Below are 13,081 nucleotides of genomic sequence, written 5' to 3'. Positions count from 1 at the left end.
GTCGGCCGACAAGGAATTAAACATGCCCCTCTCGCTACTCATCCTGGCCTTGAGCGCCTTCGCCATCGGCACCACCGAGTTCGTCATCATGGGCCTGCTGCCCAACGTGGCGGCTGACCTCGGTGTCTCGATTCCCGGTGCCGGCTGGCTGGTGACCGGTTACGCCCTGGGCGTGGCCATCGGCGCGCCGTTCATGGCGCTGGCCACCGCCAGACTGCCGCGCAAGGCAGCCCTGGTGGCGTTAATGGGCATCTTCATTGTCGGCAACCTGCTTTGCGCAGTGGCCGGCGACTACAACGTGCTGATGTTCGCCCGTGTGGTCACCGCTCTGTGCCATGGCGCCTTCTTTGGTATCGGTTCAGTGGTAGCCGCCGGCCTGGTGCCTGCGAACAAACGCGCTTCGGCCGTGGCCCTGATGTTCACCGGCCTGACCCTGGCCAACGTCCTCGGCGTACCGCTGGGCACCGCACTCGGTCAGGAAGCCGGCTGGCGTTCGACCTTCTGGGCCGTGACCGTGATCGGTGTGATCGCGCTGATCGGCTTGATCCGCTTCCTGCCGGCCAAGCGTGATGAAGAGAAACTCGACATGCGCGCCGAACTGGCCGCACTCAAGGGCGGCGGCATCTGGCTGTCCCTGAGCATGACCGCGCTGTTCGCCGCCTCGGTGTTCACCCTGTTCACCTACGTCGCCCCGCTGCTCGGCGAAGTCACCGGCGTTTCACCCCGTGGCGTGACCTGGACCCTGATGCTCATCGGCCTGGGCCTGACGGTCGGCAACATCATCGGCGGCAAGCTGGCCGACAAAAGCATGGCCGCGACGCTGATCGGTGTGTTCGTCACCATGGCCGTGGTGTCCACCGTGCTGACCTGGACCAGCGTCGCGCTGATCCCGACCGAAATCACCCTGTTCCTCTGGGCCACCGCGTGCTTCGCCGCCGTACCGGCGCTGCAAGTGAACGTGGTGACCTTCGGCAAGGCCGCACCGAACCTGGTGTCGACCCTGAACATCGGCGCTTTCAACATCGGCAACGCCTTGGGTGCCTGGGTCGGCGGCAGTGTGATCGCCCACGGCTTCGGCCTGACCAGCGTCCCCCTCGCCGCAGCTGCACTGGCGGTACTCGCCCTGCTGGTGACCCTGATTACTTTCCGTCAGAGCGGCAATCCCGACCTGGCCCCAGCTACTTCTAACTAATCTCCAAAAGAGAGCCACTAAATGACGACTATTTTCGATCCGATCAAACTGGGCGACCTCGAGTTGGCCAACCGCATCATCATGGCGCCACTGACCCGCTGCCGCGCCGACGAAGGACGCGTGCCCAACGCGCTGATGGCCGAGTACTACGTGCAACGCGCCACCGCCGGCCTGATCCTCAGCGAGGCCACTTCGGTGACCCCAATGGGCGTCGGCTACCCGGACACCCCGGGCATCTGGTCCAACGATCAGGTGCGTGGCTGGTCCAACGTGACCAAGGCTATCCATGGCGCGGGCGGCAAGATCTTCCTGCAACTGTGGCATGTGGGTCGCATATCCCACGGTTTGTACCTGAACGATGAAGCCCCGGTCGCTCCGAGTGCCATCCAGCCCAAGGGCCACGTCAGCCTGGTTCGTCCGCTGGCCGACTTCCCTGTACCGCGTGCCCTGGAAACCGCTGAAATCGCCGACATCGTCGACGCTTACCGCGTCGGTGCCGAGAACGCCAAGGCCGCCGGCTTCGACGGTGTGGAAATCCATGCCGCCAACGGTTACCTGCTCGACCAGTTCCTGCAAAGCAGCACCAACCAGCGCACCGATAACTACGGCGGCTCCCTGGAAAACCGTGCCCGCCTGCTGCTGGAAGTGACCGACGCCGCCATCGAAACCTGGGGCGCCGGCCGCGTGGGTGTGCACCTGTCGCCACGCGCCGACCTGCATGACATGGGCGACGACAACCTGGCTGAAACGTTCACCTATGTCGCTCGCGAACTGGGCAAGCGTGGCATTGCCTTCATCTGCTCGCGGGAGAAAGAAGGTGCCGACAGCCTTGGCGCACAACTCAAGGAAGCCTTCGGCGGCCCATACATTGCCAACGAGCGTTTCACCAAGGACAGCGCCAACGCGTTGCTCGCCAGTGGCCAGGCCGATGCAGTCGCCTTCGGTGTACCTTTCATTGCCAACCCTGACCTGCCGGCACGCTTGCAGGCTGACGCACCGTTGAACGAAGCGCGTCCGGAACTGTTCTACGCCAAGGGCCCGGTCGGTTACATCGACTATCCAACCTTGTAGGCCTGCGAAAAACTCGAATAGCCCGGCGTTTTGGACGTCGGGTTTTTTTTGCTTTAAACAAGCCAAAACCCGCTTGTCATACTTAAATCTCTGACAACTTACCTGCCATCTAAATTTGCATCACACCTGCACGTACCCCAATACAAAATTACAATTAAAACCCAGACAAACCCAACAGAACAATCTAATACTTCACAACGCTTCGCTACAACATTTCGAGCGCCACGGAAAGCCTTTTCAATAACTTTAAAGGATTAACAGCATGAACAACAATGGCCCGATAAACGTGCCTCGCATCATTGCACGCACAGAATATGAACCTGATGATTCCAGCATTTTTTCTGCTTCAGCCAGTAAATTCCCCAATCAATACACCATAATGACCATTAACATTTCCAACAACACCGATGGCCCGATCCGGCTCTTGAAAGCAGGCTGGGATTTGACCGGAACCTCGCTATCAGCTTTCGAAATCGAAGCGAACGATGAGCAAACCCTCGATCTTCCTTACCTTCGGGACTTCTCAAGTAATGGAATGTATTACAACAAAAGAAAGTTCGCCCCGATCCTGCAACAGTTCTCGTACATTACCGAAGATGGATTAATATTCACGCTAGCTATTCAGCTGACAGTTTCAGTGGTTTTCGGCGTCCTGCATCCGAACCTGAAACCAAATTGGTCAAAAACAATAACGCGATCCGGCAACAGCAACAGCTCATATAAGGTCACTGCCGACATCACGAAAAAGAATAAAGAGGCGCCCTTCAGTTTTAGCGTCGACTTGATAGTCGGTTGATACTGATCAGATAGAAAAGACGCCGGTGAAAAAACGTATCAAATCAGCTTGCTGATGCATTTTCTTCGCCACATTCCAGGCCCCGGCTCGCAAAACCGGGGTTCTTTTTAGCAGTAGTGGAATCCGCACGAGGTTCACTCCCCATGCAAGCTCGACACAAAATTCCTACAAATTATGTAGCCTGGCAGCTGTCAACCTGGCACACGTCCGTATATAAAAGCCCCCATTGCAAAAAAGGCACGCGAAGTAAAATGATCCTCGGTGACTTCAACGGTTGACTTGCAGAGAGCCAATTTATCATTTTGTTTCATTTGCACAGGCTGGGGCTAAAGCGCAACAGATCCAGCCCGGTATCGACCCAACGCTCGGCTTCGGCGTGCAATTCAAAGCTGTCGGGGGCCAGCAGCCACTGGTACAGGATGCCATCAATATAAGCATGCAAGCTGATCGCCGCGCGGGCGGTGTCGAGGTTTTCCGGCAACTGACCGCGATTCACGGCATTACTCAGGGCCAGGCCGATCCGCACATTGCATTCGAGGCTGGCCGACACCCGCTGTTGGCGCAGGTCGCACATTTCATCGGTGAATTCGCACTTATGAAAAAGAATCTCATTGATGCGTCGGGTTTTCGGGTCCAGCGCAATTTGATGAAACAAATGAATCAGCAACTTTCGCATGCAGCCCAGAGGATCGAGTTCGTCTTCGCTCTCGCTGGCCTTGGCCATTTCTTCCAGCGGCTCATGCAGAGTGTCGAGCATGGCCTGCACCAGATCCGCCTTGTTGCTGAAATGCCAGTAGATGGCCCCTCGAGTGACGCCGGCCAGGGTCGCGATGTCCGCCAGGGTCGTGCGTGCCACGCCTCGCTCGAAAAAGGCCTTTTCGGCCGCCACGAGAATTTGCGCGCGGGTTTCCTGAGCTTCCTCTTTGGTACGACGGACCATGGCAGTACAACCTCAATCAGGGTGCTTCAGCGATGCCTGAACATCAGCTGAATAAAAGTGGGGCGAACGTTCCGGGGATTCGTCCCCGGCCTACAATTCCAACCTTTCAACGGCTTGTGTAGCGGCTTGTGTAACGGCGTTGATACGCAGCCTGGGTATTTACAAACAGCCATGTACGTAAGTATATTCCTTAGCAAGCTACTTATCCACTCGGCAAACATTTTTCAACCTTCCACCTTTCTAGTGCGCACCTTGCGTGCCTGACCCGAGGATTTTCATGCAATTCAAGCCAGCTGTTACCGCTCTGGTCGCCGCCGTCGCCCTGGCATCGCTGCTCAGCGGATGCAAAAAGGAAGAGGCAGCACCGGCCGCCCCACCGCCTCAGGTCGGCGTCGTGACTCTGCAACCTCAAGCTTTCACCCTGACATCCGATCTGCCCGGCCGTACCAGTGCGTTCCGCATTGCCGAAGTCCGCCCGCAGGTCAACGGCATCATTCTCAAACGCCTGTTCAAGGAAGGCAGTGACGTCAAGGCCGGCCAGCAGCTGTACCAGATCGATCCGTCGGTCTATGAAGCGACGCTGAAAAGCGCTGAAGCCAACCTGCGCTCGACCAAGTCGATTTCCGACCGCTACCAGCAACTGGTCAACGAACAAGCCGTAAGCCGTCAGGAATACGACACCGCCGTGGCCAACCGCCTGCAATCGGAAGCCGCGCTGCAAACCGCGCAGATCAATGTGCGCTACACCAAGGTCAACGCCCCGCTGACCGGCCGCATCGGCCGTTCCTCGGTGACCGAAGGCGCGCTGGTGAGCAATGCCCAGGCCGATGCGATGGCGGTGATCCAGCAAATCGACCCGATCTACGTCGACGTGACGCAGTCCTCGGTCGAGCTGCTGCAACTGCGCCGTGAGCTGGAAAGCGGTCGCCTGCAAAAGGCTGGCGATAACGCAGCCTCGGTCAAGCTGACCCTCGAAGACGGCAGCGACTACAAGCTGGACGGCAAGCTGGAGTTCTCCGAAATCTCGGTTGACCAGACCACCGGTTCCGTCACCCTGCGCGCCATTTTCCCGAACCCTGACCACACCCTTCTGCCTGGCATGTTCGTGCACGCCAAGTTGCTGGCCGGTGTGAACAGCGCGGCGATCCTGGCCCCGCAGCAAGGCGTGACCCGCGACCTCAAAGGTACGCCGACCGCACTGGTTGTCGGCCCGGACAACAAGGTCGAACTGCGTCAACTCAAGGCCAACCGCACCGTCGGTAACCAATGGCTGATCGAAGACGGCCTGAAGGCCGGCGATCGCCTGATCACCGAAGGTCTGCAATTCGTCAAACCTGGCATCGAAGTCAAGGCCAGTGAAGCGACCAACGTAGCCGTAAAGAACCCGGCCCCCGCCCAGGTAGCTGATAAAGCCTCTGGCGGCAAAGGGGAGTAAACCATGTCGAAATTTTTTATCGACCGTCCGATTTTCGCCTGGGTAATTGCCCTGGTGATCATGTTGGTCGGGGCACTATCGATCCTCAGACTGCCGATCAACCAGTACCCGAGCATTGCGCCTCCAGCGATCGCCATCTCCGTGGCCTACCCGGGTGCTTCGGCACAAACGGTTCAGGACACCGTGGTTCAGGTGATCGAGCAACAGCTCAACGGTATCGACAACCTGCGTTATGTCTCGTCGGAAAGTAACTCCGACGGCACCATGACCATTACCGCGACCTTCGAGCAAGGCACCAACTCCGACACTGCGCAGGTCCAGGTCCAGAACAAGCTGAACCTGGCCACCCCGCTGCTGCCGCAAGAAGTGCAACAGCAAGGTATCCGCGTCACCAAGGCGGTGAAGAACTTCCTGTTGGTGATCGGCGTGGTGTCGCGTGACGGCAGCATGACCAAGGACGACCTGTCCAACTACATCGTGTCGAACATGCAGGACCCGATCTCGCGGACCGCCGGTGTCGGCGACTTCCAGGTGTTCGGTTCCCAGTACGCCATGCGAATCTGGCTCGACCCGGCCAAGTTGAACAACTTCAACCTGACCCCGATCGACGTCAAGACCGCTATCGCCGCGCAAAACGTCCAGGTGTCGTCCGGCCAGCTCGGCGGCCTGCCTGCCCTGCCCGGCACCCAGTTGAACGCGACCATCATCGGCAAGACCCGCCTGCAGACCGCGGAAGAGTTCGAAAAGATCCTGCTCAAGGTCAACAAGGACGGTTCCCAGGTTCGCTTGAGGGATGTTGCCGAAGTCGGCCTGGGGGGTGAGAACTACAGCATCAACGCCCAGTTCAACGGTGCCCCGGCTTCCGGCCTGGCGGTGAAACTGGCCACCGGTGCCAACGCGCTCGATACCGCCAAGGCCCTGCGCGCGACCATCGACAGTCTCAAGCCGTTCTTCCCGCAAGGGATGGAAGTGGTGTTTCCGTATGACACCACTCCGGTAGTAACCGAATCGATCAAGGGCGTGGTTCACACCCTGGTCGAAGCGGTCGCGCTGGTGTTCCTGGTGATGTTCCTGTTCCTGCAGAACTTCCGCGCCACCATCATCACCACGATGACCGTGCCGGTGGTATTGCTCGGTACATTCGGCATCCTCGCGGCTGCGGGTTTCAGCATCAACACCCTGACCATGTTCGGCATGGTGCTGGCCATCGGCTTGCTGGTGGACGACGCCATCGTCGTGGTGGAAAACGTCGAACGGGTGATGAGCGAAGAAGGCCTGTCACCCAAGGAAGCCACCAAGAAGTCCATGGGCCAGATCCAGGGTGCGCTGGTCGGTATCGCCCTGGTGTTGTCGGCGGTTCTGCTGCCGATGGCGTTCTTCAGCGGTTCCACCGGTGTGATCTACAAGCAGTTCTCGATCACCATCGTCTCGGCCATGGCCCTGTCGGTACTGGTCGCGCTGATCTTCACCCCGGCGCTTTGCGCCACCATGCTCAAGCCGATTCCCAAAGGCGAGCACGGCGTACCCAAGCGTGGTTTCTTTGGCTGGTTCAACCGCAATTTCGACCGTGGCGTTCGCGGCTACGAGCGCGGTGTCGGCAATATCCTGCAGCGCAAGATCCCGTATCTGCTGGCGTACCTGCTGATCGTGGTTGGCATGATCTGGCTGTTCACCCGCATTCCAACGGCGTTCCTGCCGGAAGAAGACCAGGGTGTACTGTTCGCCCAGGTGCAGACCCCGGCCGGTTCGACGTCCCAGCGCACCCAGGTGGTCGTGGACGAAATGCGTGAATTCCTGCTGCGCCCTGGCAAGGATGGCGGTGAAGGCGATGCGGTGAACTCGGTGTTTACCGTGACCGGTTTCAACTTCGCCGGCCGTGGCCAGAGTTCGGGTATGGCGTTCATCATGCTCAGACCGTGGGACGAACGTAACGCCGACAACAATGTGTTCAAGGTGGCGGCCCGTGCCCAGCAGCACTTCTTCACCTTCCGCGATGCCATGGTGTTCGCCTTCGCGCCACCGGCGGTACTGGAACTGGGTAACGCCACCGGTTTCGACGTGTTCCTGCAGGACCGTGCCGGTATCGGCCACGAAAAACTGATGGAAGCGCGCAACCAGTTCCTCGGCATGGCCGCACAAAGCAAGATTCTGTCTCAGGTGCGCCCGAACGGCCTGAACGACGAACCGCAATACCAGCTGGAAATCGATGACGAGAAGGCCAGTGCCCTGGGCATTACCATCGCCGACATCAACAACACCCTGTCGATTGCCCTGGGCAGTAGCTACGTCAACGACTTCATCGACCGTGGCCGTGTGAAGAAGGTGTACGTGCAAGGCCAGCCAGGCGCTCGAATGGGCCCTGAAGACCTGCAGAAGTGGTACGTGCGCAACAGTACCGGCAACATGGTTCCGTTCTCGGCGTTCGCCAAGGGCGAGTGGATTTACGGTTCGCCGAAACTGGCCCGTTACAACGGCGTGGAAGCGATGGAAATCCTCGGTGCCCCGGCGCCAGGCTATTCCACCGGTGAAGCCATGCTCGAAGTCGAAGCCATCGCCAAGAAACTGCCGGCGGGTGTCGGTATTTCCTGGACCGGCCTGTCGTACGAAGAGCGTCTGTCCGGTTCGCAAGCACCAGCGCTGTACGCCCTGTCGCTGCTGATGGTGTTCCTGTGTCTGGCGGCGTTGTATGAAAGCTGGTCGATTCCGATCGCGGTGATGTTGGTTGTACCGCTGGGGATCATCGGTGCGCTGATGGCCACCAGCCTGCGTGGTTTGTCCAACGACGTGTACTTCCAGGTAGGTTTGTTGACGACTATCGGTCTGGCGGCGAAAAACGCCATTCTGATTGTCGAATTTGCAAAGGAATTGCACGAACAAGGGCGTAGCCTGCGCGATGCAGCGATCGAAGCCTGCCGCATGCGTCTGCGACCGATCATCATGACCTCGCTCGCCTTCGTCCTCGGTGTGGTACCACTGGCGATATCCACCGGTGCGGGCTCCGGTAGCCAGCATGCAATCGGTACCGGCGTAATCGGCGGTATGATCACGGCCACTGTGCTGGCGATCTTCTGGGTCCCGCTGTTCTTCGTCACCGTGTCGTCCATTGGCCAGCGCAAAATCGCCGACCAGGATGACGCTATTGAAACTTCTAAAGAGGCTGGCTAATGAGCAAGTCGCTACTCTCCCTGGCAGTCGCCGCCTTCGTGCTCGGTGGCTGCTCGCTGATACCTGACTATCAGCAGCCCGAAGCACCGGTGGCGGGCCAGTACCCGCAGGGCCCGGCGTACTCGCCGGCCCAGGCACCGGCGCAAGCGGCTGCCGAGCAGGGCTGGAAGCAGTTTTTCCATGACCCGGCGCTGCAACAGCTGATCCAGGTTGCCCTGGAAAACAACCGTGACCTGCGTGTCGCGGCCCTGAACATCGACGCGTTCGCGGCTCAATACCGCATCTCCCGTGCCGATCTGTTCCCGGCCGTCTCGGCCAATGGCAGCGGCAGCCGTCAGCGGCTTCCGGCTGATGCTTCCCAGACCGGCGAAGCCGGCATCAGCAGTTCCTACTCGGCAACTGTTGGCGTCAGCGCCTATGAACTCGACCTGTTCGGTCGGGTTCGCAGCCTGAACGAAGAAGCGTTGCAGAAGTACTTCGCCACTGAAGAGGGCCGCCGCAGCACGCAGATCAGCCTGGTGGCCAGCGTGGCCAATGCCTACCTGACCTGGCAGGCCGACAAGGAACTGTACAAGCTGACCCAGGACACCCTCGCCGCCTTCGAGGAGAGCTACAAGCTCACCGCCCGCAGCAACGAAGTCGGCGTCGCCTCGGCCCTGGACCTGGCACAGTCGCGCACCTCGGTGGAAAACGCCCGTGCGCAACTGGCCAAGTACACCCGTCAGGTCGCCCAGGACGAGAACAGCCTGGTGCTGCTGCTCGGCACCGGTGTCCCGGCCAACCTGCAAGCGGCCAAACCACTTGACGACGACCTGCTGAGCGACGTTCCACCCGGCCTGCCGTCGGACCTGCTGCATCGTCGTCCGGACATCCTTCAGGCCGAGTACAACCTGAAGGCCGCCAATGCCAACATCGGCGCGGCACGGGCTGCGTTCTTCCCGAGCATCAGCCTCACGGCCAATGCCGGCACCCTGAGCCCGGACCTGTCCGGTCTGTTCAAGGGTGGTTCGGGCACCTGGTTGTTCCAACCGCAGATCAACCTGCCGATCTTCAACGCCGGCGCCCTGAGCGCCAGCCTGGATTACTCGAAAATCCAGAAAGACATCGGCGTGGCGAACTACGAGAAGTCCATTCAAACGGCCTTCCAGGAAGTCGCCGACGGCCTGGCTGCCCGCCAGACCTACGTCCAGCAGTTGCAGGCACAGAAAGATTTCGTCAGTGCCAACCAGGACTACTACCGCCTGGCCGAGCGTCGCTACCGCATTGGTGTCGACAGCAACCTGACCTTCCTCGATGCCCAGCGTCAGTTGTTCAGTGCGCAACAGGTGCTGATCACCGACCGACTGGCGCAGCTGGTCAGCCAGGTCAACCTGTACAAGGCCCTGGGTGGTGGCTGGAACGAACAGACGGCGAAGAACGAGCCGTTGAAAGAAGAAGCGCCGAAGATGAAGTATTTCTGATAGCGCTGTGAGAACACGAAGCCCACCTTTTGGTGGGCTTTTTGTTGGCTGCGGGAAAAGGTGTGTTCTCAGTGATGGCCCCATCGCGAGCAAGCTCGCTCCCACAGGAGGCTGGGTTTGGCAAAAATCTTATGCACGCTGTAAGTCCACTGTGGGAGCGAGCTTGCTCGCGATGAGGCCCGCACAGGCCACACAAAATCCAGCGACATGTTGCGTTCGATAATCGCCCAAAACCTGCTTTTAACAATTGAACCATCCAGTACATTCCACGCACCATCCGAACCACAAAACCAATAACAACAGGTTCGACACCATGCCCCCGCGCCCTGCCCTCTCCGGCTGATCCGCTTCGTTCGTGCTGATTTCGAATATTCGTCTGCAACCCAGGGTTGCGGCATCACCCCGCTTCATCCCAAAGAATTAGAGAGACCCGAGCCCATGACGCCTTCTCCCGCGCAGTACTTCGTTCCCAGCCTGATTGCCATGGCCCTGGCCAGCGCGGCCCTGCCCGCCAGCGCCGAAGAGTCGGGTTTTGTCGAAGGCGCCAAGGTCAACCTGAACCTGCGCAACTTCTACATAAATCGCAACTTCACCAACCCGACCAAGGCCCAAGGCAAGGCTGAAGAGTGGACGCAAAGTTTCATCCTCGACGCCAAGTCCGGCTTCACCCAAGGCACCGTCGGATTCGGCATGGATGTGCTCGGTTTGTATTCGGTGAAGCTCGACGGCGGTAAAGGCACAGGCGGTACGCAACTACTGCCGCTGGATCATGACGGTCGCCCGGCGGATAACTTCGGGCGCACCAATGTCGCGTTCAAGGCCAAGCTGTCGCAGACCGAAGTGAAAGTCGGCGAGTGGATGCCGGTGTTGCCAATCCTGCGTTCGGACGACGGTCGTTCGTTGCCGCAAACCTTCCGGGGCGGCCAGATCACGTCGAAGGAGATCAATGGCCTGACGCTCTACGGCGGCCAGTTCCGGCAGAACAGCCCCCGCGATGACAGCAGCATGGACGACATGTCGATGATCGGCAAAGCGGCGTTCACCTCCGACCGTTTCAACTTTCAGGGCGGCGAATACCTGTTCAACGAAAAGCGCACCCAGATCGGCCTGTGGAACGCCGAGCTCAAGGACATCTACAGCCAGCAGTTCATCAACCTGACCCACAGCCAGCCATTGGGTGACTGGACCCTGGGCGCCAACCTGGGTTTCTTCTACGGCAAGGATGACGGCAGCGCCCGGGCCGGCGAGCTGGACAACAAAACAATGTACGGCTTGTTTTCGGCCAAATACGGCGGCAACACCTTCTACGTCGGCCTGCAAAAACTCACCGGCGACAACGCCTGGATGCGGGTCAACGGCACCAGCGGCGGTACCCTGGCCAACGACAGCTACAACTCCAGTTACGACAATGCCCAGGAGAAATCCTGGCAAGTACGCCACGACTACAACTTCGCCGCCCTGGGCGTTCCGGGCCTGACTCTGATGAACCGCTACATCAGCGGTGACAATGTGCACACCGGCACCATCACCGACGGCAAGGAATGGGGACGCGAAAGTGAACTGGGCTACACCGTGCAAAGCGGTGCGCTGAAGGACCTGAACCTGAAATGGCGCAACTCGACCATGCGCCGCGATTACAGCAATAACGAGTTCGATGAGAACCGCCTGATCATTAGCTACCCGATCAGCCTGTTGTAAACACAAAACAAATGTGGGAGCGAGCTTGCTCGCGATGGCGGTGTATCAGGCGACATCAATAGTGAATGTGCCGACGCCATCGCGAGCAAGCTCGCTCCCACAGGTTGTTCTCCGTTACCGCTTACTCCCGCGATTCAACCCCCAACTCATCCCACACCGACTCAGCCAGGTGGAACGTCGCATTGGCTGCCGGAATCCCGCAGTAGATCGCGCTCTGCATGATCACTTCCTTGATCTCGCCACGGCTCACGCCATTGTTGGCGGCAGCGCGCAGGTGCAGTTTGAGTTCGCCCTCGCGGTTCATGCCGATCAGCATGGCGATGGTGATCAGGCTGCGGGTGTGGCGTGGCAGACCCTCGCGAGTCCAGATGTCGCCCCAGGCGTGGCGGGTGATCATCTCCTGAAACTCCGAGTTGAACTCGGTCAGGGTGGTCAGGCTGCGGTCGACGTGGGCGTCGCCCAGTACCGCGCGACGGACTTTCATGCCTTCGTCGTAACGTTGTTTCTCGTCCACGGAATATCCCTCAACGAGCCTTCAGAAAGGCCAGAACACATTCGCTGAAATCAGCGCCAGCCTGCACATTGGACAAGTGCGCAGCGTAGAACTCGGCGTACTCGGCGCCCGGTACATGTTCCTGAATGAAGTGCCCACCCGACGGCGGCGTGACCGCATCCTCAGTGCCGGCGATCACCAGCAGCGGCGCCTTGATCGAGGACAGCTGATCGCGGAAATCGGCATCGCGCACAGCTGCGCAATTGGCCGCGTAACCTTCTGGCGAAGTCGCCGCCAGCATGTCGGTAATCTGCTTGGCTGCCGCTGGGTTGGCCTCGGAGAAATCCGGGGTGAACCAGCGGGCGATCGACGCATCGCGCAGGGCGACCATGGCTGCCTGACCATCGCGCAGCACCGTTTCGATACGCGGGTTCCATACCGACGGATCGCCGATTTTCGCTGCGGTGTTGCACACGATCAGTTTGTTCAGGCGTTCGCCGGCGTTGATCCCCAACCACTGGCCAATCAGCCCGCCCATGGACAAACCGCAGAAATGCGCGCGTTCGATGTGCAAGGCATCCAGCAATGCGAGCACGTCGCGGCCCAGTTGCTCGATGCTGTAAGGCCCCGGTGTCACCAATGACTGGCCATGGCCGCGGGTGTCGAAACGCAGCACGCGAAAATGCTTGGAGAACGCCGGGATCTGCGCGTCCCACATGTGCAGGTCCGTGCCCAGGGAGTTGGACAGCGCCAGCACCGGCGCATCGACCGGTCCATCGAGTTGGTAATGCAGTTCGCCCTCGGCGAGTTGTACAAAAGCCACAGCAAGTC

10 protein-coding genes are annotated in these 13,081 nt (G+C 59.5%); 7 read left to right on the top strand and 3 right to left on the bottom strand.

Going from position 1 to position 13,081, the window contains the following annotated elements:
- The first annotated feature begins 22 nt into the window (after window positions 1-22).
- From AC1Q6Y_RS12640 to AC1Q6Y_RS12630, 3 genes are all read left to right on the top strand, one after another.
- Window positions 23-1,192 carry an MFS transporter gene (locus AC1Q6Y_RS12640; protein ID WP_492624640.1) on the top strand — a complete coding sequence of 390 codons (1,170 nt, stop codon included), beginning with the start codon at window positions 23-25 and terminating at the stop codon, window positions 1,190-1,192.
- A 21-nt stretch (window positions 1,193-1,213) separates the two neighbouring features.
- Window positions 1,214-2,263 carry an alkene reductase gene (locus AC1Q6Y_RS12635; RefSeq protein ID WP_057716078.1) on the top strand — a complete coding sequence of 350 codons (1,050 nt, stop codon included), beginning with the start codon at window positions 1,214-1,216 and terminating at the stop codon, window positions 2,261-2,263.
- 262 nt (window positions 2,264-2,525) lie between these two features.
- Entirely contained in the window at window positions 2,526-3,059 is a 534-nt protein-coding gene (locus AC1Q6Y_RS12630; protein WP_057716079.1) for a hypothetical protein, read from the top strand.
- A gap of 307 nt (window positions 3,060-3,366) precedes the next feature.
- Here AC1Q6Y_RS12630 and emhR read toward each other — a convergent pair whose 3' ends face one another.
- Window positions 3,367-3,999: an efflux system transcriptional repressor EmhR gene (gene emhR, locus AC1Q6Y_RS12625; RefSeq protein WP_057716080.1), complete on the bottom strand. Its 633-nt coding sequence runs from the start codon at window positions 3,997-3,999 to the stop codon at window positions 3,367-3,369.
- A 277-nt stretch (window positions 4,000-4,276) separates the two neighbouring features.
- Between emhR and emhA the strand changes: the two genes are divergently transcribed.
- The 4 genes from emhA (at window position 4,277) to AC1Q6Y_RS12605 (ending at window position 11,757) form a co-directional block, all read left to right on the top strand.
- Window positions 4,277-5,434, top strand: coding sequence for an efflux RND transporter periplasmic adaptor subunit EmhA (gene emhA, locus AC1Q6Y_RS12620; RefSeq protein WP_492624639.1), 1,158 nt, complete (start codon window positions 4,277-4,279; stop codon window positions 5,432-5,434).
- A 3-nt stretch (window positions 5,435-5,437) separates the two neighbouring features.
- Complete coding sequence (emhB, locus tag AC1Q6Y_RS12615) at window positions 5,438-8,599, top strand: efflux RND transporter permease subunit EmhB (protein WP_150812960.1); 3,162 nt, start codon at window positions 5,438-5,440, stop codon at window positions 8,597-8,599.
- Window positions 8,599-10,059, top strand: a complete 1,461-nt coding sequence (gene emhC / locus AC1Q6Y_RS12610) for an efflux RND transporter outer membrane subunit EmhC (RefSeq protein WP_057716083.1) — start codon at window positions 8,599-8,601, stop codon at window positions 10,057-10,059. Before emhB ends, emhC begins: the two co-directional genes overlap by 1 nt.
- 438 nt (window positions 10,060-10,497) lie before the next feature.
- Window positions 10,498-11,757 carry an OprD family porin gene (locus AC1Q6Y_RS12605; RefSeq protein ID WP_492624638.1) on the top strand — a complete coding sequence of 420 codons (1,260 nt, stop codon included), beginning with the start codon at window positions 10,498-10,500 and terminating at the stop codon, window positions 11,755-11,757.
- A 121-nt stretch (window positions 11,758-11,878) separates the two neighbouring features.
- On the opposite strand, the gene pcaC is transcribed toward AC1Q6Y_RS12605, so the two are convergent.
- Both pcaC and pcaD read right to left on the bottom strand, forming a co-directional pair.
- Entirely contained in the window at window positions 11,879-12,271 is a 393-nt protein-coding gene (gene pcaC / locus AC1Q6Y_RS12600; protein WP_008016493.1) for a 4-carboxymuconolactone decarboxylase, read from the bottom strand.
- Window positions 12,272-12,281: 10 nt separating this feature from the next.
- Window positions 12,282-13,073: a 3-oxoadipate enol-lactonase gene (pcaD, locus tag AC1Q6Y_RS12595; RefSeq protein ID WP_492624637.1), complete on the bottom strand. Its 792-nt coding sequence runs from the start codon at window positions 13,071-13,073 to the stop codon at window positions 12,282-12,284.
- Between the last annotated feature and the right edge of the window lie 8 nt (window positions 13,074-13,081).

This window comes from Pseudomonas sp. GW823-FHT06E10, from assembly GCF_058794995.1.
This window is presented reverse-complemented; position numbering and strand designations above follow the sequence as displayed.